This is a genomic window from Aeromicrobium sp. Leaf245, from assembly GCF_942548115.1.
Lineage (GTDB): Bacteria > Actinomycetota > Actinomycetes > Propionibacteriales > Nocardioidaceae > Aeromicrobium.
Window position 1 is genome coordinate 369,124 of record NZ_OW824151.1, and the last position, 24,646, is coordinate 393,769.

Sequence of the window (24,646 nt, forward strand, 5' to 3'; positions counted from 1 at the left end):
TCACCGGTCGACACGTCTGGAGGCAGCGGGTCGAACCACGCTCAGGGCGTGCGTGCGAGCCCCTGGATCAGCTCCAATGTCGCGCCGTCGCGGTCGTGCAGGTAGGCGAACCGTGTTCCGGCTCGAGGACCCGTCGTCATCGTCCCGATGGCTCCCGCCAGTCGCCACCCGTGCTCACCACACCGCGCGACGGTGCGGTCGAGATCAGTGACATCGAGCGCGAGGTGCCAGGAACCGAGATCGTTGGGCCTCGGCTCCAGGTGCTGTCGGCCCGCCGGCTCGAGGTACTCCAGCAGCTCGATCCGGTGACCGCCCAGCACGAGCACCGCTGCGCTGATTCGAGCTCCAGCCACACCGGTCACGTCGGCGGCGAAGGCACCGTCCAGGACGAACCGGCGCTCCACCTCGGCGCCCAGGGCCCCCACCCAGAACGCCGCAGCCGTCTCGAGCGAGCGAACAGTGATTCCGGTGTGGGCGACACTCACCACGGTGGTCATGGTGCAAGTGTCCTCGTCAGGGCTCGAGGCGCCGGCAGTGGTCAACGTGCTGACCGGTGACCACTAGGCCGGCCGGGGCCTCGGCTTCACCCCGGCGTGGAAGACGCGCACGTTCTCGCGCCAGCCGCCGAGCGCGTCGAAGGGCATCGGGTCCTCCGCGGCCTTCTTGCGCACGTCGCGACGTCGCTCGGTCGCGTCGAAGCCCTGGTCGATCGTGTCGGTGCCGCGCATCAGGAACGCGAGCGCCTCGGGCGTGTAGCGCCAGTAGTCGATCGGGCACGGGTGGTAGCGCCAGCTGAACAGCGTCGAGGTGTACACGAGGCCCCCGGGCCGGAGGATCCGCACGATCTCCTCGCCCGCGAGCCACGGCCGGTCGATGTGCTCGAAGACGTCGACGCTGAGCACCACGTCGAAGGTGGCGTCGGGGATCTCGGGGCAGTGCGTGATGTCGCCGATGATGACGCCCGGGCCGGTCTCGGCGAGGTCGAGGTTGAGGTACTCGAAGCGGTCGGCGTCGAACACCCGGTGACGCGGGTGCCCTCGGCCGCCGATCTCGAGCACGCGCCCGCCGGGGACGCCGGACTTGTCGAGCACGAGCGCGAGGTGCTCGTTGATCCGGTCGTCACGGACGGGCCCGTCCTTCCACGCGTCGCGCAGCCGGTCGAGCGCGACCAGCTCGGGGTCGCGCGGCGGCTTCGGTGGGGGCGGTGGCGTCCAGATCCGACGGGCGAGGCGTTCGCGTAGTCCGGCCATGGCTCGCACGCTAGGGCGCGGTCGTGAACGTGCCATGAGCCCTGGACGAACGTCGACCGACTCAGACGGCGGCCGGTGACTCCGCCTCGGACGTGAGCCCGCCGACGTGGTGACGGCTGCGCGGCACGACGAGCGGCGTGCCGCTCACGGGGTCGGGCACCACCTGGCAGGCGAGCCCGAACACGTCCTCCACCACGGCCGCGTCGATGACGTCGGACGGGCTGCCCTCCACGACGATCTCGCCGTGCTTCATGGCGATGATGTGGTCGGCGTAGCGGAACGCGAGGTTGAGGTCGTGCAGCACCATCGCGATGGTCTTGCCGTGCTCGCGGTTGAGGTCGGTGAGCAGGTCGAGCAGCTCCACCTGGTGGTTGATGTCGAGGTAGGTGGTGGGCTCGTCGAGGAGCAGCAGGTCGGTGTCCTGCGCGAGTGCCATGGCCACCCAGACGCGCTGGCGCTGTCCGCCCGACAGCCCCGTGATCGGGCGGTCGGCGAGGTCGGCGGTGCCGGTGGCCTCCAGCGCCTCGGCGACGGCTTTGTCGTCCTCCGGGCTCCAGCGGCGGAACCATCCCTGGTGCGGGTAGCGGCCACGACCCACCAGGTCGGCCACCGTGATGCCGTCGGGAGCGACGGGCGTCTGCGGCAGCAGGCCGACGATGCGGGCGACGTCGGCGGAGCGCTGCTCGTGCACCGACGTCCCGTCGAGCAGGACGGTGCCGTGGCGCGGCTTGAGCAGCCGGGCGAGGCCCCGCAGCAGCGTCGACTTGCCGCACGCGTTGGCGCCGACGATGACGGTGATCCGGCCGGGCGGGATCTCCACGTCCAGGCGGGACACGACGTCGGTCTCGGCGTACCCGAGCGTGAGGTCCTGCGCTCTCAGCTCATGGGTGCGGGGGTCATGGGTGCGGCCGGTGCTGGTGGTGGTCATCCTCCGCGTCCTTCCCGGTTGACGGTGGCGAGCAGCCAGATGAGGTAGGGGGCGCCGACGGCGCCGGTGATCACCCCGGTGGGCAGGGCGACGGGCAGGGCGTGCTGCGCGACGAGGTCGGCCAGGAGCACGATGACGGCACCGACGAAGGCGGCCGCCGGCAGGCTGGCGGCGTTGCCGACGAGCCGGATCGCGATCGGTCCGGAGATGAGCGCCACGAAGGCGACGGGGCCGGCCGCGGCGGTGGCGAGCGCCACGAGCACGACCGACAGCGCGAGGAGGACGAGCCTCGATCGCTCCACGCTCACGCCGAGCGCGGACGCCGCGTCGTCGCCGAGCTCGAGCGCGCCGAGCCGCCGCGACAGCACGAGCACGACCGGCAGCAGCACCGCGACGCCGATCAGCAGCGCGCGCAGCTCGAACGGGCCGGCCGAGCCGACCGAGCCCACGAGCCAGGTCATCGCCTCGCGCGCGTCGCTCAGCTCGGCCTTCGCGATCACGTAGCCGGTGAGCGCCACGAACAGCTCGGACAGGCCGATGCCGATGAGGATGAACCGGTAGCCGGTGATGCCGTCGCGCCAGGCCAGCAGGTACACCGCGACGGCGGCGAGCACGGCCCCGAGCAGTGCCATGCCCGACGTCGCGACCGCACCCCACGTGGAGAACAGGATCGTCGAGACGGCGAACAGGCTGGCGCCACCGGAGATGCCCACGAAGTCGGGCGAGGCCAGCGGGTTGGCGAGCAGCCGCTGGAAGACGAGGCCCGCGACACCGAGCGCGAGGCCCACGCCCACCGCCGTGGCGGCCGTGGGCAGGCGCAGGTCGAGCACGATGAAGTCGACGCTCGGGTCGTCCGTGAGCCGGAAGACGCTCCCGACCACCTCCCAGGCGGTGAGCCGGAAGGTGCCGATCATCATGGTCGCCACGAACAGCGCGAACGCCAGCGCCGCGAGACCTGCGGTGATGGCCGTCGTCCGGGCTCGGTGGCCGCGGCGCTGCGCGCGGACCGCGTCGCGCAGGGGCGTGGTCGCGGCGCTCACAGCTGGGCCAGGTTCTTGTAGCGGACGAGCGCGATGAACGCAGGCGCACCGAGCACCCCGAGCACCACGCCGACCTGGAGCTCGCTGGGGCTCACCAGCACCCGTCCGAGCACGTCGGCCGACAGCAGGATCACCGGGCTCAGCAGCAGGGTGTAGGGCAGGATCCAGCGGTAGTCGGGTCCGCAGATCGCGCGGGCCACGTGCGGGACGATCAGCCCGACGAACACGATCGGTCCGCACGCGGCGGTGGCGGCGCCGCCCAGCAGGGCGACCGTGACGAAGATGACCACCCGGGTCAGGCGCACCCGCTGGCCGAGGGCCACGGCCAGGTCGTCGCCGAGCGCCAGTCCGTTGAGGGCGCGACCCAGCAGCATCGCCACGACGATGCCGGCCACCAGGAACGGGTAGGTCTGCTCGAGCACCGGAAGGTACCGGCCGCTGAGCGAGCCGACCTGCCAGAAGCGCAGCTCGTTGAGCGCGCCGACGTCGGTCATGGTGATGCCGGTGGTGACGGAGTAGAGCGCGGCACTCACGGCGGCGCCGGAGAGCGCGAGCTTCACCGGCGTGGCTCCCTCGCGGCCGAACGACGCGACGCCGTAGACCACCACGGTGGCGATGCCGGCCCCCGCGAAGCCCACCCACACCGACGCGGACTGGCTGATGCCGTCGAGGACCATGACGGCCACGACGATGCCGGTGGCCGCACCCATGTTGATGCCCATGATCCCGGGGTCGGCGAGGGGGTTGCGCGTGACGCCCTGCAGCAGCGCACCCGCGAGGCCGAGGGCCGCCCCGACGAGCAGGCCGAGCAGGGTGCGCGGAACCCGCAGCTCCCGGATGACCGTCTGCTCGGCCGACGCCCGGTCGTAGTCGGTGAAGGCCGTCCAGATCGTGCCCAGACCCACGCCGCGTGCCCCGATGGTGATGCTGACGAACGTGACGACCGCGAGCACCCCGAGCAGCACGAGCACGCCCACGCCGAGGCCCGCCGCCGACCGGTGCCGGGGCGCGGGCGCCTCGGTCGACGTCGAGCGCTGGAGCGTGGTGCTCACGTGAGGTCCGGGTCGGCCTTCTCGACCACGTCGCTGAGGATGTCGAGCTGCTCGGCGTAGGCGCGGTACGTGCTGATCCAGAAGGCGGGCCACGGGGTGACCGCGCCGGCCTCGGCAGCCTTGACCTTCGTCCACGTGGGCTGCTTCGCGACGATCTTCATGGCCTGGTCGTAGGTGCGGTCGTCCATGAGGATGAGGTCGGGCTGGTACTTGTCGGCGTTCTCCCACGACAGGTTCTCCCAGTACGGGAAGTCCGGGTCCGGGGAGTCCGGCACGGTGATGTCGAGCCCGTAGCGGCTGAAGTCGGCCAGCTCGGCGGAGTGCTTCGGCACCGCGACGTACAGCAGGTCGTCGGCGGGCGAGACCCCGAGGACGGACAGCCCCTCGGCCTTCGCCACCGTGTCCTTGAACCGGTCGCGCGCCGTCTCGAACGCCGCCTTGTCGGCGGCGATCTGCTCGGACTCCAGGTCGGCGCCGAGGGACTCGGAGAGCTCCTCGAAGCCGTCGAGCATCTCCTCGACCGACTGGTCGGCGGTGGGCCCGACGACCTGGGCGAGCTTGCCGACCTTCTTGCTGCTCTCCTTGACCCCGTCCTCGAAGCCGCCGTATGCCTTCTCGGTGCTCCAGTAGGTGGTGACGATGAGGTCGGGCTTCAGCGCCGCGGCCTTCTCGGCGTCGATCGTGCCCCAGGTCTCGCCGAGGATCGGGATGCCCGACACGTCGACGCCCTCGAGCGCCTTCGTGTCCTCGAGCGGCTGGTTGATGAAGATGCCGACCGGCTCGATGCCGTGTGCGATGAGCGCGGCGGCGGCCTCACCCTGCGCGATGATCCGCTCGGGCATCTTCTCCGCGGTGTAGGTCTTGCCGTCGCCGGAGGTGTAGGTCCAGGCGTTCTCGCCCGACGCCTCCCCGCTCTCGGTGGTCATGCCGCAGCCGGCGAGCACGAGGGCGGCCGCGGCGGCCAGGACGATGGGGGGGCGCAGGGTCATCGGGAGTCCTTTCGGGGACGATTCCGAAGGACACACTAACTTAGGCAAGCCTCATCTCTGCAAGCGACGTGAGAGCCGTCACGTCCCGGGCCCCGTCCCGGAACGCGTCGACTCAGGAGTCGGCGCGCACCAGCCGGTCGGCCTTCTTGTCCGCCCAGTACTCGCGCACCTCCCGGCGCACCACCGGCAGGAGCAGGTAGAGGCCGAAGATGTTGACGAGTGCACAGAGGAACAGCATCGAGTCCGCGAGCGTGATCACGTCCCTGAGCGTGACGACGGAGCCGAGCACGGTGACCACGCAGGAGATCATCTGGAGGAGGCGCTCGGTGAGCTGGGCTCGGTGACGCACGTCCCACATCGGATCGTCACCTCATGACGAGGCCCCCACGACCGCAGGGTCGTGGGGGCCTCGTCGAGGTGTGGTCAGGCGAACTTCTCGCCGTTCTTCGCCTTCTCCAGCAGCAGCGCCGGGGGCTCGAAGCGGTCGCCGTAGGTGGCGGCCAGCTCCTGCGCGCGACGCGTGAACGCCTCGACGCCGATCGATCCGTCGGCAGCCTCGTAGCCGTTGACGTACTGGATCGCGCCACCCTGCAGGGCCGGGAAGCCGATGCCGAAGATGGAGCCGATGTTCGCGTCGGGCACCGTGCGCAGCACGCCCTCCTCGAGGCACTTGATCGTCTCGAGGCTCATGCGGAACGTCAGACGCTCCTTGAGGTCCTCGAAGTCGGGCTGCGTCTCGGCCGTCGGGAACTGCTCCCGCAGGCCCGACCAGAGGCCGACGCGCTTGCCGTCCTCGTAGTCGTAGAAGCCCGCACCCTTCAGGCGGCCCGGCCGGCCCAGCTCGATCATCGTGTCGATGATCTGCTCGCCCGGGTCGGAGACCCACGTGCCGCCCTCGGCCTCGACGGCCGCCTTGGACTCGTTGCGGATCTTCGTCATCAGCTCGAGGTTGAGCTCGTCGCTGAGCTGGAGCACCGGCGCGGGGAAGCCCGCGATGGTGGTGGCCCGCTCGATGGAGACCGGGTCGACGCCCTCGGACAGCATGCCGATGCCCTCGTTGACGAAGGTGCCGATGACGCGGCTGGTGAAGAAGCCGCGGCTGTCGTTGACGACGATCGGCGTCTTGCGGATCTGCTGCACGTAGTCCAGCGCGCCGGCGATCGCGGCGTCGTCGGTCTGCTCACCGGCGATGATCTCCACGAGCGGCATCTTGTCGACCGGGGAGAAGAAGTGGATGCCGATGAAGTCCTGCGGACGCTCCACCCCCTCGGCCAGGCCGGTGATGGGCAGCGTCGACGTGTTCGAGCCGAGCAGGGCGTCGGGCTTGACGACCTTCTGGATCTCGCCGAAGACCTCGTGCTTGAGCTTGACCGACTCGAAGACGGCCTCGACGACGAGGTCGCAGCCCTCCAGGTCGGCGTAGTCGTCGGTGGGCGTGATGCGCGCGAGGAAGGCGTCGACCTTCTCCTGCGTGGTGCGACCGCGCTCGAGCTTCTTGGCCAGCAGCTTCTCGCTGTAGGCCTTGCCCTTCTCGGCCGCCTCGCGCGAGACGTCCTTGAGCACGACCTCCATGCCCGCCTGCGCCGAGACGTAGGCGATGCCCGCGCCCATCATGCCGGCGCCGATGACGGCGACCTTGGTGAACTTCTTGGGCTCCACGCCCGCCGGACGCGAGCCACCGGCGTTGATCGAGCCGAGGTCGAAGAAGAACGCCTGCGTCATGTTCTTGAACTGCTGGCCGACGAGGAGCTCCACCAGGTAGCGGGACTCGATGCGGCTCGCGGTCTCGAAGTCGACCTGCGCACCCTCGACGGCAGCCGCGAGGATGTTGCGCGGCGCCTTGTAGGGCGCGCCCTTGGTCTGCTTGCGCAGCATGGCCGGGAACGCGGGCAGGTTGGCGGCCAGCTTCGGGTTCGACGGGGTCCCACCGGGCATGCGGTAGCCCTGGCGGTCCCACGGCTGCGTGGCCGCGTCGGCGTCGCCCTGGACCGACTCGATCCACGCCTTCGCTGCGGAGAGCAGCTCGTCGGCGGGGACGATCTCGTCGATGAGGCCGATCTCCTTGGCCTTGGCCGGCTGCATGCGCGGACCCTGGAGCAGGATGTTCATGAGCGCGTCCTGCAGGCCGAACATGCGCACGGTGCGGGTCACGCCTCCGCCGCCGGGCAGCAGGCCGAGGGTCACCTCGGGCAGGCCGACCTCGAGCCGGACGTCGGCCGCGATGCGGTGGTGGGCCGCGAGCGCGATCTCCAGGCCACCGCCGAGCGCGGCGCCGTTGATGGCGGCGACGACGGGCTTGCCGGAGGTCTCGAGCTTGCGGAGCGTGGCCTTGATGCCCTCCACGTTGTCGAACAGCTTCTGCGCGTCGGCCGGGGTGGCCTGCGTCATCAGCTTGAGGTCGCCACCGGCGAAGAAGGTCTTCTTCGCCGAGGAGATGATGACGCCCTTGACGGCGTCGGCGTCCTTGGCGATGTCGTCGACCAGACGGTCGACGGCCTTGGCCATGGACGACGCGTAGGCGTCGTTCATCGTGTTGGCGCTCTGGTCGGGGTCGTCGATGACGAGGTTGACGATGCCGCCCTCGACCTCGTAACGCACTGCTTCAGTCATGATCTGTCTCTCCTGGGGGTCAGACGCGCTCGACGATGGTGGCGATGCCCATGCCGCCGCCGATGCACAGCGTGGCCATGCCGTAGCGCTTCTCGCGGCGGTGCAGCTCGTCGACGAGCGTGCCGAGGATCATCGCGCCGGTGGCGCCGAGGGGGTGGCCCATGGCGATCGCGCCGCCGTTGACGTTGGTCTGCTCGTGGGGGTAGTCGCCGAGGTCGCGCATGAGCTTCATCGCGACCGCGGCGAAGGCCTCGTTGATCTCGATCAGGTCGATGTCCTCGATGGACAGGCCGGCCTTGTCGAGCGCCTTGCGGCAGGCGGGGCCGGGGCCCGTCAGCATGATCGTCGGCTCCGAGCCGATGACGGCGGTCGAGACGATGCGGGCGCGGGGCGTGAGCCCGTGACGCTCGCCGGCGTTCTCGTTGCCGATGAGCACGAGCGAGGCGCCGTCGACGATGCCGGAGCTGTTGCCGGCGTGGTGGACGTGGTTGATCTTCTCGACCGTCGTGTACTTCTCGAGCGCGACCGCGTCGAACCCGGCGAAGTCGCCGAGGTCCTTGAACGACGGCTTGAGGCCCGAGAGGGACTCGGCCGTCGTTCCCTCGCGCACGAACTCGTCGTGGTCGAGGATCGTCATGCCGTTGACGTCCTTGACGGGGATGACGGAGTTCGCGAAGTAGCCGTTGGCGATCGCCTTGGCGGCGCGCGCCTGCGACTCGGCGGCGAACTGGTCCACGTCGTCGCGGCTGAAGCCCTCGAGGGTCGCGATGAGGTCGGCGCCGATGCCCTGGGGCACGAAGTCGGTGTCGAGCGCGGTCCGGGGGTCCATCGCCCAGGCGCCACCGTCGGAGGCCATGGGCACGCGGCTCATGGACTCGACGCCGCCGGCGACGATGAGGTCCTCCCAGCCGGACTTGACCCGGGCCGAGGCCTGGTTGACCGACTCGAGGCCGGAGCCGCAGAAGCGGTTCAGCTGGACGCCGGCGACCTGCTCGCCGAAGCCGGCCGCCAGGACCGCGGTGCGGGAGATGTCGGCGCCCTGGTCGCCCACGGGCGAGACGACGCCCAGGACGACGTCGTCGACCTGGTTGGCGTCGAGGGCGGGGTTGCGGGTCTTGATCTCGTCGAGCAGCCCGTTGAGCAGCGAGATCGGCTTGACCTCGTGCAGGGAGCCGGTCTTCTTGCCGCGTCCGCGCGGGGTGCGGATCGCGTCGTAGATGAATGCCTCGGTCATGTCAGTGTCCTCAGTGTCCTTCGTGTAGAACCTTCGGTGCCGATTGTGACACCACAACTGTCAGAGTTGCTAGGGGCCTGCCGGATCGTGACGCGGGTCACGCTGTGCTCAGCGTCGCACGGCGTAGGTCTGCGTGACCGTGATCTGCCACAGGAGCGCCTGCCCACTGGCCTCGACCTCGCGGCGCACGTCGGACCCGAAGTCGTCCGTGTCCTTCTCCCCCACGGTGCCGCCGGTCAGGTCGCCCACCGAGACGATCGATCTCGGCCTCGACTGCTCGGGGCTCACGGTCGCGACGTCGACGCCGCGCGACCCGCAGCGGAAGCTCGACCCCGGGAGCGATCCCGGCTCCGACTGCACGCCCTCCCGCCAGTAGCGCGCGGCCACGCCGAGACCGCCGCGCATGGCGCTCTCGCAGCCGGCGTCGGCGAGGCGGTCGCTCAGGTCGTCGATCGCCCCGGCGACGTCGGAGCGGGACGCGGCAGCAGGCACGATCCAGGACCGGCCCAGCGTGCAGGCCGAGTCGACCTCACTCACCTTGGAGCTCTGCTGCCCCTCCTGGCAGATGTCCTGACGTGCCTCGGCGATCGGCGCGCCGAGGCCCCAGGCGTCCGGCGCCAGCTCCTCGACCTCGGCCTCGGCGTCGGCGCGCTGCTCGGGCGTCGGCGGGGTCGGCGCCGGGTCGCTGCACCCCGCGAGGAGGAGCAGCGCGAGGACCGCGCTCAGGACCCGCACGCGCCCCACAGTCCCGTCTTCGCCTTCTCGGCCTTGGCCTCCGCTGCGGTGACCTGCTTCTCGTACGGGGCGAAGGTGGCGTCGTCGCGCAGGGTCGCGGCACCGTCGGCCAGCTGGCTCTCCTGCAGGAGCTCGCCGTCCTTCGTCCACACCCAGGCCAGGGCGCGGCCTCGGCGGTCGTCACGACCGGGCTTGACCCAGATGCGCTGCGAGGACTCGGAGAGTCGCTTCTCGAGGGACTCCTTGGCCTCCTCGGCGTAGCACTCCTGGCGGTAGCTGGCGCCCGGCGTGTCGACCCCGTAGAGCCGCACCGTGACGCGGCCGTCGCCGTACGCGGCGAGCCCCTTGTCCGCGTAGCGGGACGTGGTGACGACCGTGGCGGTGAACGTGCCGCTGTCGGCCACGTTCCGGACGCGCATCTCGATCGCGTCGTACGGACGGTCCGCGCCCGAGGACGACTCGGACGACGATCCCTTCGTCGCCCCGGTGATCTTGTCGGTGAGCCCGGTTGCCCAGAGCACACCTCCCAGCACCAGGACGACCACCATGAGCAGTGCCGAGTTCTTCCCCGAGAGCTTGTCCATGTCAGGGACCGTAGTGGAACGAACGCCTCATTCGCATCCGTCGATCTCGCACACCGGGTACTACGCTCTGCCGGGTGAGTCCTCAGGCAACGGAGACGATGAGCGTGGAGCAGCTTGCCACGCGCGTCGACATGACGGTCCGCACGGTCCGGTTCTACGCCGGGCGCGGGCTGATCCCGCCGCCGCGCCGGGAGGGTCGCAACGGCTACTACGGCCCCGACCACCTGGCCCGCCTCGAGCTCGTGAAGGAGCTGCAGGCGCACGGCTTCACGCTCGCGGCGATCGAGGGCTACCTCGAGCAGATCCCGGCCGACGCGACGCCCGAGCAGGTGGCGCTGCACCGCACGCTGCTCGCGCCCTGGACGCCCGAGATGCCCGAGACGCTCGACCGGACGATGCTCGAGAAGCGCGCCGGACGCCAGCTGAGCGACGACGACCTCGAGGTCCTGGTGGCCATCGGCGTGGTCGAGCCCACCCCGACCGAGGACGTGTTCCGCCTCGCGCCGGCCCACCTGGCCGTCGGCATGGGGTTCCTCGACGCAGGCCTTCCCGTCGACGCCGCGCTCGCCGCGCGGCGCATGGTCACCGAGCACGGGCGCGCGCTCGCGATCGAGCTGACCGAGCTGTTCCGCACGTCCGTGTGGCCGCAGCTGGTGGCGTCGGGCCAGCCGCCCGAGCTGATGACCGCGATGATCGAGCGGTTCAAGCCCCTGACGGTGCAGGCCCTCGTCACCGCGTACGAGGAGGCCGTCGACGACGAGAAGCGGCGGACCGTGCGGCGCAAGGCCAACGACCGCGACTGACGTCACGTCCGCTCGTGCTGCGACGTTTCGCGGCACTCGGTAAACTCGTGCACATCGAAGGGAAGTATCCCGTCGACCTGGGTGCGTCAGCACGGTCCGGCCATCCGGATCCGCACCAGGTGGCCCTCCCGGGTGGAGAAACCTTCGCGATCCCTGTCAGACCTGACACTGCACCGCGAAGGACGTTCCCTCATGCCTCTCGGCACTCCTCTGGACTGGACCCTGCTGTTCGCCGCCCTGGCGATCCTGCTCGTCGTCGACCTGATCCTGGTGCGGGCCCGCGACGACATGCCGCCGCGCGTCGCCGCTATCTGGAGCATCGTCTGGATCGCGATCGCCCTGGCCTTCGGCGGCGTTCTCTACCTGTTCGGCACCACCGAGCAGTCCACGACCTACCTCGCCGGCTACCTCGTGGAGAAGTCGTTGTCGCTGGACAACGTGTTCGTCTTCCTCGTCGTCTTCGGCGCCTTCGCCATCCCGACACCGAAGCGGGTGCGCCTGCTGACGTACGGCATCGTGCTCGCCCTGGTGCTGCGGCTGATCTTCATCCTGGTCGGTGCCGCCGCGCTCGACGCCGCCTCCTGGCTGACGTACCCGTTCGCCGCGCTGCTCGCCTGGACGGGCCTGCGGCTGTGGCGTCACCGCAACGACCACGACGGTGACGAGAAGCTGATCGAGGGCGTCAAGAACCGCATGACGATCGCCGAGGGCGACCACGGCGACAAGCTCCTCGCGAAGGTCGACGGCAAGCGCATGCTGACCACGGCGGGCGCCGCGCTGGTGGCCATCGCCGTCGTCGACATCATCTTCGCCGTCGACTCGGTTCCCGCGATCCTCGGCATCACCACCGACACCTACGTCGTGTTCGCCGCCAACGCGTTCGCGCTGCTGGGCCTGCGGCCGCTGTTCTTCCTCGTGGCCGAGCTCGTGGCGCGACTGCGCCACCTCAAGGCCGCACTCGCCGCGCTGCTCGTGTTCATCGCCGCGAAGATGACCTACGGGGAGATCTTCGGCAAGGTCGGGCCCGAGTGGTCGCTCGGCGGCGTGGTGCTGATCCTCGGCGCCGGCGTGCTGGCCTCCCTCCCCTCCTACCGTCGGGAGAAGGCGAAGGAGCAGGAGTCCGAGCGCCAGGCGTGACCTAGGACGGACGGGCACCACGCGGCCGAGGCCGCGTGGTGCCCGTCGGCACGCCGAGGGTCACAGGCCCATGGAACGCCCGATGATCTCCTTCATGATCTCGGTGGTGCCGCCGTAGATCGTCTGGATGCGGGTGTCGAGGTACGCCTTGGAGATCGGGTACTCGCTCATGTACCCGTAGCCGCCGTGCAGCTGGAGGCACTTGTCGACGGTCTTCTTCTGCAGCTCGGTGGTCCACCACTTGCCCATGGCGGCGTCGGAGACGGTGAGGTCGCCGCGGTTGTGCTGCGTGATCGACTCGTCGACGAACACCTGCGCGATCCTCGCCTCGGTCTCCAGCTCGGCCAGCACGAAGCGGCTGTTCTGGAAGGAGCCGACGGGCTTGCCGAACGCCTTGCGCTCCTTGACGTAGTCGAGCGTCATGTCGATCGCGGCGCGGCACGCGGCGGCTGCGACCACGGAGATCGAGAGACGCTCCTGGGGCAGCTTCTCCATCAGGTAGATGAAGCCCTGGCCGGGCTCGCCGATGAGGTTCTCCTTGGGCACGCGCACGTTCTCGAAGTAGAGCTCGGCGGTGTCCTGGGCCTTCAGGCCGATCTTGTCGAGGTTGCGACCACGCTCGAAGCCGGGCGTGCCCCGCTCCACCGCGATGAGCGAGAAGCCCATCGCGCCGGCCTCGGGGTCGGTCTGGCAGACGACCAGCACGAGGTCGGCGTTGATGCCGTTGGTGATGAAGGTCTTGGAGCCGTTGATGACGTACTCGTCGCCCTCCAGCACCGCGCGGGTCTTGATGCCCTGCAGGTCCGAGCCGGTGCCCGGCTCGGTCATGGCGATGGCCGTGATCATCTCGCCGCTGCAGAACTTCGGGAACCAGCGCGCCTTCTGCTCGTCGGTGGCGTAGGAGAGCAGGTAGCCGGACACGAGGTCGGTCTGGATGACGAAGCCGATGCCGCTCGCCCCGACCCGGGTGATCTCCTCGGACAGGATCGCGTTGTAGCGGAAGTCGTCGATGCCGCCTCCGCCGTGCTCCTCCGGCATCATGAAGCCGAGCAGGCCCAGCTCGCCGGCCTTCTCCCAGACCTCGCGGGGGACGATGCCGTCCTTCTCCCACTGGTCGTGGTGCGGCGCGATCTCCTTCTCGCAGAACGTGCGGACGGTGTCGCGGAAGGATTCGTGGTCGGCGTCGAAGATGGTGCGCTTCATGGGGTCCTCTTTCGGTGCTTGCGAGATGGTCGGTCAGGCCTGGACGGCGACGCCGTCGGCGATGAGGGACTCGACGTCGTCGATGCCCCAGGCGGTCAGTGCGTCACGTGTGCTGGCGCCGGGCGCCTCGGGCGCGGAGCCGAGGCGGGCCTCGGTGCGCGAGAAGCGTGGGGCCGGCGCGGGCTGGGTGGTGCCGTGGTGCTCCACGTAGGTGCCCCGCGCGACGTTGTGCGGGTGCTCGTAGGCCTCGGCCAGCGGGAGCACCGGGTGCACGCAGGCGTCGCTGCCCTCGAAGACCTCCACCCACTCGGCCTGGCTGCGGGCGGCGAACCGATCCTCGATCCGGTCGCGCAGCTCGGGCCAGCGCTCGAGCTCGTACTGGCCGGGCAGGTCGCCTCCCAGGAGGTCGGTGAACGCGGCGAAGAACTGCGGCTCCAGGGGGCCGACGGACATCCAGCGCCCGTCGGAGGTCTCGAAGACGTCGTAGAAGGGCGCGGCCCCACCGAGCAGGTTGGTGCCGCGACGCCCGTCCCAGCTGCCCGACTGCTGCATCGTGACGGCCATGGTCATGAGGTGGGCGGTGCCGTCGGTGATGGCGGCGTCGACGACCTGGCCCTCGCCCGTGCTGCGCGCGTGCAGCACCGCGGCCAGCACGCCGGCGACCAGGTAGAGGGACCCGCCGCCGAAGTCGCCGAGCAGGTTCATCGGGAACGTGGGGGCGTCGCCGGGTCGGCGGCCGATCGGGTCGAGCGCACCGGCGACGGCGATGTAGTTCATGTCGTGGCCCGCGGTCTGGCTGAGCGGTCCGTCCTGGCCCCACCCGGTCATGCGGCCGTAGACGAGCGCGGGGTTGCGGGCCAGGCAGGCGTCGGGGCCGATGCCGAGGCGCTCGGTGACGCCGGGACGGAAGCCCTCGAGCAGCACGTCGGCGGACTCGACGAGCCGCAGCACGGTCTCGACGCCACGGGGGTCCTTGAGGTCCAGCGCGACGGAGGGGCGACCGCGGCCGAGCAGGTCCTGCTCGGGGGTCGTGAGCTGGAGGCCACCGCCGCCGGGGCGGTGCACCCGGACGACGTCGGCGCCGAGGTCGGCGAGCATCATGGCCGCGAAGGGACCGGGGCCGATGCCCACGATCTCGACGACGCGCACGCCCTGCAGGGGCCCTGAACCGGAGTTGATCGTCACAGCACCATTGTGACAGTCCTACTGTCACGATGTCGAGAGGGTGTCGAGATACCGTCGGTATGTGGCACCATGCTGCCGTGCATCCTGATCTCGCCTACACCCGACGCGGCACGCCCGGCGCTCCCCCGCTCGTCCTCCTGCACGGCATCGGCCACCGTCGCCAGGCCTGGGACCCGCTCCTGGACGACCTCGCCCGCGACTACGACGTGATCGCCCCCGACCTGTCCGGGTTCGGCGAGTCCCCCGCCTTCGCCGGCGGCGTCCGGTACTCGATGGAGAACGCGTGCGAGCACATGCTCGACCAGTTCGAGCGCTGGGGCGTCGCGAAGCCGCACGTCGTGGGCAACTCCCTCGGCGGCGCCATCGCGCTCGAGCTCGGCTCCCGCGGCCTCGTCTCGTCGGTGACGGCGCTCAGCCCCGCCGGGTTCTTCGGACCCGTCAACCGGTTCCAGGCGCTCGTGCCGCTGCTGCTCATGCGGCTGTCGGCGCTGCTCACCCCGGCGCGACTGCTCCAGCGCCTGGCCGCCGACCTGCGCGGACGGCGGGCCATCGGCGCGATCCTCTACGCCCGACCCGAGCGCCACGACGCCGACCACACCTACGGCGACTCGCTGGCCCTCAAGCACGCGACGGCCTTCGAGCGCACCGCTCGGGAAGGCGTCACGTACCGCTTCGCGAGCCAGGTGCCGGTCCCCACCACCGTCGCATGGGGCACGAAGGACCGCCTCCTGCCCTACGCCCAGGCAGCCGTCGCGAAGTCCCGCCTGCCGCAGGCCCGCCACGAGCCCCTGCCCGGCTGCGGTCACGTGCCGATGGCCGACGACCCCGAGCTCGTCCTGAGGCTGATCCGCCAGACCGCGGTCTAGACCGACCTGGCGAAGCGGGCGGGCGTGGTGCCGACGGTCCGACGGAAGTGCCGGGTGAGGTGCGCCTGGTCCCAGAACCCGGCTGCGGTGGCGGCGTCCGCGGCGGGGACGCCGTGCAACAGCAGCGCGCGAGCCCGGTCGACCCGTCGACCCACGACGTAGCGGTGCGGCGGCAGCCCGTAGGCCCGCTGGAACGACCGCGCCAGGTGCGCCGGTGAGCGGCCGAGCAGACCGGCGGCCTCCTCGAGCGTGATCCCGTCGACGACGTGGTCGTCGAGCACGTCGCGCAGCGCCCGCGCGGCCGGGACGTCGGCAGCAGGGGGGATCACCTGCCGGCCCGAGCCGAGCACGACGTCGCGCAGGCCCAGCAGCAGCGACTCCGCCTGCCAGGTGTCCTCGGGTCGGGCGAGCACCTCGTGGAGCTCCTCGGTGAGTGCCCGGGCCGCAGCACCGGGCAGCACCGGACGGTCGACGGCGTGGCCGGTCACCGACGCCGGCAACCAGGTGGCGTCGAGGTAGAGGACGCGCTTGCGGAAGCCGTGGTCCTGCGAGGCCGACCGACCGTCGTGGGTGACGTGCGGCGGCAGCAGGCTGACGTGCCGCTCGGGCGCCGTGCGCGCGTGCCGGTCGAGGTCGTACGCCACGCACCCCTCGTCGATCAGCAGCACCGTCCAGGTGTCATGGGTGTGCGCCGGGTACGCGTGCGAGGTCATCGTCGCGTGGAACACCTCGCGGACCAGGGGTGCCTGCGGCGCCCAGGCCCGCACCTGCTCGGCCATGTCAGGAACGTACAAGACCGCGCCCGGGCCGGGGGCGGATCGTGGTGGCCATGGAGGACATCCGCTTCGACACCAAGATCGCCGTCGTCCTGCGCGACGACCTGCTCCCCTGGCAGGAGCTCAACGTGACCGCCTTCCTCGTGAGCGGGGTCGCCGCGAACCCCGAGCTCCTCGGCGAGCCGTACGAGGACGCCGACGGGCAGCGCTACCTGCCACTGCTGCGCCAGCCCGTCGTCGTCCTGACCGCTGATGCCGCGACCCTCTCTCGAGCCCACGCGAAGGTCGTGTCCCGAGCGCTGCCCCTCGCGGTCTACACCCACGAGATGTTCTCGACCGGCCACGACGCCGCCAACCGCGCGGCCGTCGCGGCGGTGCCGACCGACGCGCTCGACCTCGTGGGGATCGCGGTGCACGGGCCGAAGAACGCGGTCGACAAGTCGCTCAAGGGTTCCCGGCTGCACGGCTGACGGGCATAGACCCGGGCCTCCAGGCGTTCCCGTGGACGTGGAGGTCCTCGAGAGCGTGGTGATCGGTGCAGGCCAGGCCGGCCTCTCCGCGTCGTACCACCTGGCCCGACGTGGGGTGCGGCACGTCGTGCTCGACGCCGACGACGCGCCGGGCGGTGCGTGGCAGCACCGCTGGGACGCGCTCACCATGTCCGACGTGCACGGCGTGGCCGACCTGCCCGACGCGCCCGTGCCCCCGGCCGAGGGTCACGAGCGGGCCAACGTCTTCGTGCCCGCCTACTTCGCCGCGTACGAGCGGGCGCACGACCTGCCGGTCGAACGACCGGTGGCGGTCGACCGGGTCGAGTCGGTGCCAGGAACGGGGGACGACCTCCTCGTCGTCCACGCCGGTGACCGCACCTGGCGCACCCGGACCCTGGTGAACGCCACCGGGACCTGGCGGCGGCCGTTCGTGCCGCGCTACCCCGGCCAGGAGGTCTTCGCAGGCGAGCAGCTGCACACCGTCGACTACCCCGGCCCGGAGCACTTCCGCGGCCGGCGCGTCATGGTGGTCGGCGGCGGCGCCTCGGCCGTCCAGTTCCTCGGCGCGCTGCGGCCGGTCACGGACACCCTGTGGGTGACCCGCCGCGAGCCCGTGTGGCGCACCGAGCCCTTCGACCCCGAGGCGGGCCGCGAGGCCGTGGCGATGGTCGAGGAGCGGGTCCGGGCCGGGCTCCCGCCGCGCAGCGTCGTGAGCGTGACCGGGCTGATGCTGCGCGAGCAGGAGGCCGAGGCCGAGCGGCTCGGCGCCTACGAGCGGCTGCCGGTGTTCGACCGGCTCGAGCCGGACGGCGCCGTGTGGGGCGACGACCCGGCGGGGGTGCCGGGCCGTGGGCGGCGGACGGAACAGGTCGACGTGATCCTCTGGGCCACCGGCTTCCGCCCCGACGTCGACCACCTGGCGCCGCTGCACCTGCGCTCACCGAGGGGTGGCATCCAGCTGGGCGCCACGCTCGCCACGTCCACGACGGCCACCGCCGACCCGCGGGTGCAGCTCGTCGGCTACGGACCGTCGGCCTCGACGATCGGGGCGAACCGGGCCGGGCGCGCTGCCGCCAACGCGGTGGCGCGGACGCTCAGCTCTCGCGTGGACGCTTGAGCGCCCACGGCTCGAGGTGCTCGTAGCCCTTCACCGAGACCCGCCGTGTGCGGCGCAGCCGGAAGTCGTCGTGGTCGAGCAGCTCGGCGAGGTCGTGGTCGACGAGGACGCGCGCCGGGCGCGCCACCGAGGTGAGCCGCGCAGCGATGTTGACCGTCGAGCCGAACACGTCGCCCAGGCGGGCGAGCACGGGACCGTGGGCGAGCCCGACGCGGACGTCGGGGAACTGCTCGTCGGCCTCGGCACGCTCGACCAGCTCGAGCGCGAGCAGCGCGGCCTCGGTCGGGTCGTCGACCGTGAACAGGGCCTCGTCACCGATGGTCTTGATCACCTGTCCGCCGTGCTGAACGACCAGCTCGGTGACGACGCGCTCGAACCACTCGACCATCGCACCGAGCGCGCGCGGACTCATCTGCCGGCTGCGCGAGGTGTACCCGACGATGTCGACGAACCCGACGACGAGATGGCGCTCGGACTCCGACCGCACGTCGCGCAGCGCGATCCGCGAGGCAGTGGCCAGCAGGTGCCGCCGCCACACGTAGCCCTGCACCTCCTCGACCATCGGGATCACCTCGGCGAGCACGTCGAGCGGCGGCTGGCCCCCGTCCTCGGTCTGCAGGACCCCGAGCAGGAGGCGCGTCTGCCAGTCGGCGAGCCGGGCGAAGGTCCGCCCGAGCGACCGGACGAACTGCGGCAGCCGGTCCTCCTCGAGCACCCCGAGGTCGATCAGCCGCTTCGTGACCTTCAGCGCCGCGACGTCGGCCTCGGTGAACGCGACCTTGTCGTCCTCGACCTCCGGGAAGCCGAGGTAGCGCCACAGGTCGTTCGCGAGGTCGAGGTCCATGCCGGAACGCTCCGCCACCTCGCGCTGCGTGAGGGTCGGTCCGCCGTCGAACAGGAAGTCGGCCGCGACGTCGATGAGCAGGCTCGGGTCGAACGCTGGCTGGTCGGACGTGCTCACGCCCGCATCGTAGGGGCTCAGGCGCTGTCGCGGGAGACCAACGCGGGAGGGAAGACGACCTGCTCGGCCTCGCGCTCCCCGACGTCGGCGAGCTGGTCGAGCAGCAGCCGGGTGGCCCGTTCCACCATCTCGCCGACCGGGTTGCGCACCGTGGTGAGGGTCGGCGAGGTCCGCTCGGCCACCTCGAGGTCGTCGTAGCCGACCACGGCGACGTCGCCGGGGACGCTGCGACCCGCCTCGGCGAGGGCGCGCAGGGCGCCCGCCGCCATCAGGTCCGAGGCGGCGAACAGGCCGTCGAGGTCGGGGTGCTCGGCGAGCAGCGCGCGACCCGCGGCAAGACCCCCGGACTCGGTGAAGTCGCCGCGCCGCACGGCCGAGGCCGACAGACCGGCGCCCTCCACGACCTCGCACCACCCGGCAAGCCGGTCGGCGCCCGCGGCCATGTCCGCCGGTCCGGCGATCGTCGCGAGCCGGCGCCGACCGCCGTCGAGCAGTCGCTGCGCCGCGAGCCGTCCACCCGCGACGTTGTCGGTGTCGACCCACGACAGGGTCTGCACCGCGGCCCAGGGCCGGCCCACGAAGACCGCCGGGAGGCCGAGGCCGCTGAGGTGCTCGGCCAGCCGGTCGTGCCGGTGGTGCGAGACGACGAGGGCGCCGTCGATGTTGCGTCGGCTCAGGTACCGCAGGAGGCGGCCCTCCTCACCGGGGCGGGCGAGCAGCAGCACGAGCTGCAGGTCGCGCTCGTCGAGCACGCGGTTCACGCTGCGCAGCGTGTGGCCGAAGAACGGGTCCGCGAACACGCGCTCGTCGGGCTCCGGCACCACGAGCGCGACCGAGTCCGTGCGACGCGTCACGAGGCTGCGCGCGGCCGGGTTGGGCCGGTAGCCCAGGGTGCGGACCGCCTCCTCGACGGCGGTCAGCGCCCGTGGCGACACCCGATGACCGCCGTTGATGGCGCGCGACGCGGTGGCGCGAGAGACGCCCGCGAGCCGGGCGACCTCGTCGAGCGTCGGGGCACCACCGGGTGCCGTCAGGTCCTCGCTCACCCGTCGCACGTTAGAGGATCCCCTGCGCCGCCACGCGGGAGTACCAGAGAGCGCTCGACTTGGGCGTGCGCTGCTGGGTCTCGTAGTCGACGTGGACGATGCCGAACCGCTGGTCGTAGCCGTAGGCCCACTCGAAGTTGTCGAGCAGCGACCACACGAAGTAGCCGCGCACGTCGACCCCCTTCTCGATCGCCGCGTGGACCGCCCGCAGGTGTCCGGCCACGAACGCCAGGCGCTCGGGGTCGTCGACCGTGCCGTCGTCGGCCACAACGTCGGGGTAGGCGGCGCCGTTCTCGGTCACGTACACGGCCGGCAGGTCGTAGTCGTCGTTCAGCGCGACGAGGAGGTCGGTGAGTCCCTCGGGCTGGACCTCCCAGTCCAGACCGGTCACGGGCAGTCCCCGCCGCGGGAAGGTGATCGCCTCGCCACCGGGGTAGGGCGACGTGGTCTCCCGGGAGGGGTGGCGGATGCGGGAGCCGAGGAGGTCGGCCTCGCGGTGAGGACGGCCGGACGCCGCGTCGCCGTGGTAGTAGTTCACGCCGAGCACGTCGATCGGTGCACCGATGAGCGCGAGGTCGCCGTCACGGATCGCCGACTGCCACGGGTGACCGCGCCAGCACAGCCCGTCGGTGAGCTGGTGGATCTCCTCGGCGTAGGACCCGCGCAGGATCGGGTCGAGGAACACCCGGTTGAACAGGTGCTCGACCCGGTGCGACGCGGCCACGTCGGCCGGCTCGGTCGGGTCGAAGGGCTCCGGCACGGTGAGGTTGAGCGTGATGCCCACCTGCCCGCCCTCGCGCCCGTCGACCCCGCGGCGGCGCAGCTCGTCGACGACCAGGCCGTGGCCGAGCATCAGGTGGTGCGCGGCCACGAGGCCCGCCACGCCCTCCTGTCGTCCGGGCGCGTGCTGGCCGCCGGTGTAGCCGAGGAAGGCCGAGCACCACGGCTCGTTCAGCGTGGTCCAGTAGGGCACGCGGTCGCCGAGGGCGTCGTGCAGCGTGAGGGCGTACTCGGCGAACCGGTGCGCGGTGTCGCGGTTCGTCCAGCCGCCGGCGTCCTCGAGCACCTGCGGCAGGTCCCAGTGGTAGAGCGTCACCCACGGGGTGATGCCCCGGTCGAGCAGCGTGTCCACGAGCCGGGCGTAGAATTCGACACCGCGCTGGTTCGGCTCCCTGCCGTCGGGCCGGACGCGTGCCCACGACGTGGAGAAGCGGTAGGCGTCGAGGTTGAGCGACGCCATGATGTCGACGTCCTCCTCGACCCGGTGGTAGTGGTCGCACGCGGCGTCACCGGTGTCGCCGTCGAGCACGGCTCCCGGGACCCGCGCGAAGGTGTCCCAGATCGACGGCGTCCGGCCGTCCTGGTCGTGGGCTCCCTCGATCTGGAAGGCGGCGGTGGCCGCGCCCCAGAGGAAGCTGGAGGGGAAAGATGTCTCGGTCATCCCTTGACGGCTCCTTGCATGATGCCGGCGACGAGCTGTCGGCCGGCGAGGACGAACAGGATCAGGAGGGGCACCGTCGACATGGCCGACCCCGCGAGCACCAGGGCGTAGTCGGTCGACTGCCCCTGCCCGGTCAGGGCCAGCCGGTCGAGCGCCAGCTGCAGGGTCTCGGTGCGCTGCAGCGCGACGAGCGGCCACAGGTAGTCGGTCCAGACCGTCATGAACGTGAAGACGAACAGGATCGCCATCGCGGGCCGCCCCGCCGGGACCGCCACCGTCCAGAAGGTGCGCAGCATCGAGCAGCCGTCCATGCGGGCGGCCTCGAGCAGCTCGTCGGGCACGGCGTCCACCAGGTACTGACGCATGAAGAACACGCCGAAGGCCGTCACCAAGGTGGGCAGCGCCACCGCGACGAGCGTGTCGAGCAGCGCGTAGTCGCGCATCAGGATGAACAGCGGGACCATGGCCAGCTGCGTCGGCACGGCCATCGTCAGCACCACGAAGCCCATGAGCGCGTTGCTGCCGCGGAACCGCAGCTTGGCGAAGGCGTAGCCGGCGAGCGTGGAGAAGAACACCACGGACGTCGCGCACGCCGTGGACACGACGAGGCTGTTCACCATGGCCTGCCAGAACTCGACGGTGTCGAGCACGCGTGCGGCGTTCTCGAGGAAGTGCCCGCCGGGCAGCAGGGGCGGCGGGAACGAGGTGGCGCGCTCCCGCGTGTGGGAGCCGATGACGACGGACCAGTAGAGCGGCAGGGCGGAGCCGATGACGAACGCGGCCAGCAGGCCGTAGGTGACGAAGCCCGGACGCCTGCTCATCGCTCGCTCCTTCGGGTGGCTGCTCGGACGACGAGGAAGTTGACCAGCGCGATCGCGACGATCACGAGGAACAGCACCCAGGCGGCCGCGGAGGCACGTCCGTAGAACTGGTCCTCGATCCCGCGGGCGTACACGTAGAGCGTCGTCGTCATGTACTGCTGGCTCGGGCCGCCCTCGCGTGCCGGGGTGTCGTCGAAGAGCCGCGGCTCGGTGAAGATCTGCAGCCCGCCGATCGTGCTGGTGACGATGACGAAGATCATCGTCGGGCGCAGCAGCGGAAGCGTGACGGAGAAGAACTGGCGGACCCGACCGGCGCCGTCGAGAGCGGCCGCCTCGTAGAGGTCGCGCGGGATGGCCTGCATGGCGGCCAGGAAGATGAGCGCGTTGTACCCGGTCCAGCGCCAGTTGACCATGCCGGCGATGGCCACGTGGCTCCACAGCCGCTCGACGTGCCAGCGGATCGGCTCGAGGCCCAGCTCGGTGAGGGCGGCGTTCACGAGGCCGTAGCGGTCGGCGAACAGGCTGCCGAAGATCAGGACCGCCGCGGTCGGGGCCACCACGAAGGGCAGCAGCACGCTCATGCGCCACAGCCCGCTCGCCCGCAGCCGGGTGCTCAGCAGGGCGGCCACCAGCACCGCGATGACGACCTGCGGGATCGTCGACAGCACGAAGATGCTGAAGGTGTTGACCATGGACTTGCGGAACACCGGGTCGGCGAGGACGAACCGGAAGTTGTCGAGGCCGACGAACTCACCGCGCGAGTACGCGAGCCGGTCCCAGTCGTGCACGGCGAGGAAGCCGGTGTAGACGAGGGGGAAGAGGCCGACGAGGCCGAACAGGACGAAGAAGGGCGAGACGTAGAGGTACGGCGCCAGGCGCACGTCCCACTGGGACCGCCGCGCCCGGCGGAGGAGACGTCGCTCCTCCACCGGGCGCTCGAGGGTCGTGGTCACTGGAGCGCCTTCACCTCCGAGACGAACGAGGCCCACGACTCGTCGGGGTCGGTGCCCTGGTCGACCCGGTTGATGGCGTCCTGGAACTTGGTCAGGATGTCGGAGTAGAGCGGTCCGTGGAACGGCTGCACGTCGATCGCGTCGGCGCGCGAGGAGAAGATCTCACCGACCGGCGCGTCGTTGAAGTACTCGTCGGTCACCGACAGCAGGTCGGGGCTCTCGAGCGCCTCCACCTGCGACGGGAAGTTGCCGAGGGTCTCGAAGATCGTCAGCTGCTGCTCCGGCGCCGTGATCCAGGCGGCGAACTCGCGGGCCGCGTCCTGCTTCTTCGACGTCTGCGGGACCGCGAGGTAGGAGCCGCCCCAGTTGCCGCCACCGCCGGGGAAGACGTCGGCGATGTCCCACACGACGCCGTCGGGGGCGGGGTCGCCGGTGTTGTCCTTGATGGGGTTGCGCATCCAGCCCGGGCACGGGATCGTCGCGAAGCCGTCGCGCGCGAAGCCGGCGTTCCAGTCGTCGCTCCACTGCGCCGTCTGCGTCGAGAGGGAGTCGGAGCGGCTCGTGACGGTCTCCCAGACCTCCTTGAGCTCGGCGTTGTCGACGTCGACCGTGCCGTCCTCCTGCTCGAACGGGAACTCGACCTGGTTGAGCATGGCCTGGGCGATCGAGCCGGAGGCGTCGTACCAGGCGACGTCGGGGCTGGCCTTCGTGAACTTCTCGCCGAGGGCGAAGTAGTCGTCCCAGGTGGACATCAGGGCGGCCACCTCCTCGCGGTCGCTCGGCAGGCCGGCCTTCTCGAACAGGTCGGCGCGGTAGCAGATGGCCTCGGGCCCGGCGTCGGTCGCGTAGCCCAGGAGGGCGCCGTCGGCGGTGGTGGCCTCCTTCTCCTTGAAGTCGAGCCAGCGGCCCTTCACGTCGTCGCTGGCGAGGTCGACCCAGCGATCGGGCGCGGCGACGATCGCGGGCATGAAGTCGCCCTCGACCGCCACGACGTCGGGCAGGCCGGTGCCGGCCTGGAGCATGGTGTTGAGCTCGTTCTTCCAGTCGTCCCACTTGGAGACCTTGGTCTGCTTGACCGGGGTGTCGGGGTTGTCCTCATTCCACTGCTTCACGAGGTCGTCGTAGCCGAACTCCCCGAACGTGGTGAGCTCGATGGTGCCGGTGGCGTCGTCGTCGCCGCCGCCACCACCGCAGGCGGCGGTCAGGCCGAGGGCGGCCGTGGCCAGCCCGAGGGCGAGTCGGTGGGTGGTCTTGCGCACGATGGTCTCCTGGGGGCGGGGTGGGGAAACACCCCTCGCCCAGCGGGGTGAGAGCGCTTCCATGATGTGATGGCCGTCACTGTGCCGCGCTCCACGGGGATTTGTCAACGCTCACCACAAAATAGATGGAAGCGCTTCCACTTCGGCCCACGATGTGATCCACTG

Annotated in this window: 25 protein-coding genes; 5 read left to right on the forward strand and 20 right to left on the reverse strand. The window is 71.0% G+C overall.

Going from position 1 to position 24,646, the window contains the following annotated elements; translation table 11 throughout:
* Window positions 1-41: 41 nt before the first annotated feature.
* From NBW76_RS01785 to NBW76_RS01835, 11 genes are all read right to left on the reverse strand, one after another.
* Entirely contained in the window at window positions 42-497 is a 456-nt protein-coding gene (locus tag NBW76_RS01785) for a VOC family protein (RefSeq protein WP_056557025.1), read from the reverse strand.
* Window positions 498-560: 63 nt separating this feature from the next.
* Window positions 561-1,250, reverse strand: coding sequence for a class I SAM-dependent methyltransferase (locus tag NBW76_RS01790; RefSeq protein WP_055962173.1), 690 nt, complete (start codon window positions 1,248-1,250; stop codon window positions 561-563).
* 61 nt (window positions 1,251-1,311) lie between these two features.
* Entirely contained in the window at window positions 1,312-2,178 is an 867-nt protein-coding gene (locus NBW76_RS01795) for an ABC transporter ATP-binding protein (protein ID WP_056557021.1), read from the reverse strand.
* Window positions 2,175-3,218 (reverse strand): iron chelate uptake ABC transporter family permease subunit, encoded by a 1,044-nt coding sequence (locus tag NBW76_RS01800; RefSeq protein WP_235493091.1) that lies wholly within the window; start codon window positions 3,216-3,218, stop codon window positions 2,175-2,177. The genes NBW76_RS01795 and NBW76_RS01800 overlap by 4 nt, the downstream gene beginning before the upstream one ends.
* Window positions 3,215-4,270 (reverse strand): iron ABC transporter permease, encoded by a 1,056-nt coding sequence (locus tag NBW76_RS01805; protein ID WP_056557018.1) that lies wholly within the window; start codon window positions 4,268-4,270, stop codon window positions 3,215-3,217. The genes NBW76_RS01800 and NBW76_RS01805 overlap by 4 nt, the downstream gene beginning before the upstream one ends.
* Entirely contained in the window at window positions 4,267-5,259 is a 993-nt protein-coding gene (locus NBW76_RS01810; protein WP_056557015.1) for an ABC transporter substrate-binding protein, read from the reverse strand. Before NBW76_RS01810 ends, NBW76_RS01805 begins: the two co-directional genes overlap by 4 nt.
* Window positions 5,260-5,371: 112 nt before the next feature.
* A complete protein-coding gene (locus tag NBW76_RS01815; protein ID WP_235493088.1) occupies window positions 5,372-5,608 on the reverse strand; it encodes an alanine:cation symporter family protein in 237 nt (78 codons plus the stop codon).
* 74 nt (window positions 5,609-5,682) lie between these two features.
* Window positions 5,683-7,869 (reverse strand): 3-hydroxyacyl-CoA dehydrogenase NAD-binding domain-containing protein, encoded by a 2,187-nt coding sequence (locus NBW76_RS01820; protein ID WP_055962188.1) that lies wholly within the window; start codon window positions 7,867-7,869, stop codon window positions 5,683-5,685.
* A gap of 19 nt (window positions 7,870-7,888) precedes the next feature.
* Window positions 7,889-9,103 (reverse strand): acetyl-CoA C-acetyltransferase, encoded by a 1,215-nt coding sequence (locus NBW76_RS01825; RefSeq protein WP_056557009.1) that lies wholly within the window; start codon window positions 9,101-9,103, stop codon window positions 7,889-7,891.
* 108 nt (window positions 9,104-9,211) lie between these two features.
* On the reverse strand, window positions 9,212-9,838 hold the full coding sequence (locus NBW76_RS01830) for a hypothetical protein (RefSeq protein ID WP_156364907.1): 627 nt from the start codon (window positions 9,836-9,838) through the stop codon (window positions 9,212-9,214).
* Complete coding sequence (locus NBW76_RS01835) at window positions 9,826-10,422, reverse strand: thermonuclease family protein (RefSeq protein ID WP_056557003.1); 597 nt, start codon at window positions 10,420-10,422, stop codon at window positions 9,826-9,828. The genes NBW76_RS01830 and NBW76_RS01835 overlap by 13 nt, the downstream gene beginning before the upstream one ends.
* A gap of 74 nt (window positions 10,423-10,496) precedes the next feature.
* Here NBW76_RS01835 and NBW76_RS01840 point away from each other — a divergent pair, with 74 nt between their 5' ends.
* Window positions 10,497-11,225, forward strand: a complete 729-nt coding sequence (locus NBW76_RS01840) for a MerR family transcriptional regulator (protein ID WP_164468786.1) — start codon at window positions 10,497-10,499, stop codon at window positions 11,223-11,225.
* Between the two features lie 192 nt (window positions 11,226-11,417).
* Window positions 11,418-12,362, forward strand: coding sequence for a TerC/Alx family metal homeostasis membrane protein (locus NBW76_RS01845; RefSeq protein WP_055962206.1), 945 nt, complete (start codon window positions 11,418-11,420; stop codon window positions 12,360-12,362).
* 60 nt (window positions 12,363-12,422) lie between these two features.
* On the opposite strand, the gene NBW76_RS01850 is transcribed toward NBW76_RS01845, so the two are convergent.
* Together NBW76_RS01850 and NBW76_RS01855 are read right to left on the reverse strand one after the other, a co-directional pair.
* On the reverse strand, window positions 12,423-13,565 hold the full coding sequence (locus NBW76_RS01850) for an acyl-CoA dehydrogenase family protein (RefSeq protein WP_056556999.1): 1,143 nt from the start codon (window positions 13,563-13,565) through the stop codon (window positions 12,423-12,425).
* 33 nt (window positions 13,566-13,598) lie between these two features.
* Window positions 13,599-14,750, reverse strand: coding sequence for a CaiB/BaiF CoA-transferase family protein (locus NBW76_RS01855; protein ID WP_055962212.1), 1,152 nt, complete (start codon window positions 14,748-14,750; stop codon window positions 13,599-13,601).
* A 77-nt stretch (window positions 14,751-14,827) separates the two neighbouring features.
* On the opposite strand from NBW76_RS01855, the gene NBW76_RS01860 reads away from it, so the two are divergent.
* Window positions 14,828-15,616, forward strand: coding sequence for an alpha/beta fold hydrolase (locus NBW76_RS01860; RefSeq protein ID WP_200914472.1), 789 nt, complete (start codon window positions 14,828-14,830; stop codon window positions 15,614-15,616).
* On the opposite strand, the gene NBW76_RS01865 is transcribed toward NBW76_RS01860, so the two are convergent.
* The gene (locus NBW76_RS01865; RefSeq protein WP_055962218.1) at window positions 15,613-16,395 is read right to left on the reverse strand and encodes an AraC family transcriptional regulator; all 783 of its coding nucleotides are present in this window, start codon (window positions 16,393-16,395) and stop codon (window positions 15,613-15,615) included. The two genes, NBW76_RS01860 and NBW76_RS01865, sit on opposite strands and share 4 nt — an antisense overlap.
* A 50-nt stretch (window positions 16,396-16,445) precedes the next feature.
* Between NBW76_RS01865 and NBW76_RS01870 the strand changes: the two genes are divergently transcribed.
* Both NBW76_RS01870 and NBW76_RS01875 read left to right on the forward strand, forming a co-directional pair.
* Window positions 16,446-16,862, forward strand: a complete 417-nt coding sequence (locus NBW76_RS01870) for a DUF2000 family protein (protein ID WP_055962221.1) — start codon at window positions 16,446-16,448, stop codon at window positions 16,860-16,862.
* A gap of 37 nt (window positions 16,863-16,899) precedes the next feature.
* Window positions 16,900-18,000 (forward strand): FAD-dependent oxidoreductase, encoded by a 1,101-nt coding sequence (locus tag NBW76_RS01875; RefSeq protein ID WP_056556996.1) that lies wholly within the window; start codon window positions 16,900-16,902, stop codon window positions 17,998-18,000.
* Here the strand turns inward: NBW76_RS01875 and NBW76_RS01880 are convergent.
* Genes NBW76_RS01880 through NBW76_RS01905 form a run of 6 tightly spaced genes read right to left on the reverse strand, consistent with a single transcriptional unit; the run spans window position 17,978 to window position 24,481 of the window.
* Window positions 17,978-18,961 carry an adenylate/guanylate cyclase domain-containing protein gene (locus NBW76_RS01880; protein ID WP_235493086.1) on the reverse strand — a complete coding sequence of 328 codons (984 nt, stop codon included), beginning with the start codon at window positions 18,959-18,961 and terminating at the stop codon, window positions 17,978-17,980. The two genes, NBW76_RS01875 and NBW76_RS01880, sit on opposite strands and share 23 nt — an antisense overlap.
* Window positions 18,962-18,978: 17 nt before the next feature.
* Window positions 18,979-20,007, reverse strand: coding sequence for a LacI family DNA-binding transcriptional regulator (locus NBW76_RS01885; protein ID WP_235493084.1), 1,029 nt, complete (start codon window positions 20,005-20,007; stop codon window positions 18,979-18,981).
* Window positions 20,008-20,017: 10 nt separating this feature from the next.
* On the reverse strand, window positions 20,018-21,448 hold the full coding sequence (locus NBW76_RS01890) for a GH1 family beta-glucosidase (protein ID WP_056556993.1): 1,431 nt from the start codon (window positions 21,446-21,448) through the stop codon (window positions 20,018-20,020).
* Window positions 21,445-22,269, reverse strand: a complete 825-nt coding sequence (locus tag NBW76_RS01895) for a carbohydrate ABC transporter permease (protein WP_082480638.1) — start codon at window positions 22,267-22,269, stop codon at window positions 21,445-21,447. The genes NBW76_RS01890 and NBW76_RS01895 overlap by 4 nt, the downstream gene beginning before the upstream one ends.
* Window positions 22,266-23,222: a carbohydrate ABC transporter permease gene (locus NBW76_RS01900; protein WP_200914473.1), complete on the reverse strand. Its 957-nt coding sequence runs from the start codon at window positions 23,220-23,222 to the stop codon at window positions 22,266-22,268. The genes NBW76_RS01895 and NBW76_RS01900 overlap by 4 nt, the downstream gene beginning before the upstream one ends.
* Entirely contained in the window at window positions 23,219-24,481 is a 1,263-nt protein-coding gene (locus tag NBW76_RS01905) for an ABC transporter substrate-binding protein (protein ID WP_235493082.1), read from the reverse strand. The genes NBW76_RS01900 and NBW76_RS01905 overlap by 4 nt, the downstream gene beginning before the upstream one ends.
* Window positions 24,482-24,646: the final 165 nt, after the last annotated feature.

What these genes read in the sequence shown, in the direction of transcription:
- NBW76_RS01785 (WP_056557025.1), bottom strand. Translation starts at nt 497, where the DNA reads ATGACCACCGTGGTGAGTGTCGCCCACACCGGAATCACTGTTCGCTCG.
- NBW76_RS01790 (WP_055962173.1), bottom strand. Translation starts at nt 1,250, where the DNA reads ATGGCCGGACTACGCGAACGCCTCGCCCGTCGGATCTGGACGCCACCG.
- NBW76_RS01795 (WP_056557021.1), bottom strand. Translation starts at nt 2,178, where the DNA reads ATGACCACCACCAGCACCGGCCGCACCCATGACCCCCGCACCCATGAG.
- NBW76_RS01810 (WP_056557015.1), bottom strand. Translation starts at nt 5,259, where the DNA reads ATGACCCTGCGCCCCCCCATCGTCCTGGCCGCCGCGGCCGCCCTCGTG.
- NBW76_RS01820 (WP_055962188.1), bottom strand. Translation starts at nt 7,869, where the DNA reads ATGACTGAAGCAGTGCGTTACGAGGTCGAGGGCGGCATCGTCAACCTC.
- NBW76_RS01825 (WP_056557009.1), bottom strand. Translation starts at nt 9,103, where the DNA reads ATGACCGAGGCATTCATCTACGACGCGATCCGCACCCCGCGCGGACGC.
- NBW76_RS01835 (WP_056557003.1), bottom strand. Translation starts at nt 10,422, where the DNA reads ATGGACAAGCTCTCGGGGAAGAACTCGGCACTGCTCATGGTGGTCGTC.
- NBW76_RS01845 (WP_055962206.1), top strand. Translation starts at nt 11,418, where the DNA reads ATGCCTCTCGGCACTCCTCTGGACTGGACCCTGCTGTTCGCCGCCCTG.
- NBW76_RS01850 (WP_056556999.1), bottom strand. Translation starts at nt 13,565, where the DNA reads ATGAAGCGCACCATCTTCGACGCCGACCACGAATCCTTCCGCGACACC.
- NBW76_RS01865 (WP_055962218.1), bottom strand. Translation starts at nt 16,395, where the DNA reads ATGGCCGAGCAGGTGCGGGCCTGGGCGCCGCAGGCACCCCTGGTCCGC.
- NBW76_RS01870 (WP_055962221.1), top strand. Translation starts at nt 16,446, where the DNA reads ATGGAGGACATCCGCTTCGACACCAAGATCGCCGTCGTCCTGCGCGAC.
- NBW76_RS01890 (WP_056556993.1), bottom strand. Translation starts at nt 21,448, where the DNA reads ATGACCGAGACATCTTTCCCCTCCAGCTTCCTCTGGGGCGCGGCCACC.
- NBW76_RS01895 (WP_082480638.1), bottom strand. Translation starts at nt 22,269, where the DNA reads ATGAGCAGGCGTCCGGGCTTCGTCACCTACGGCCTGCTGGCCGCGTTC.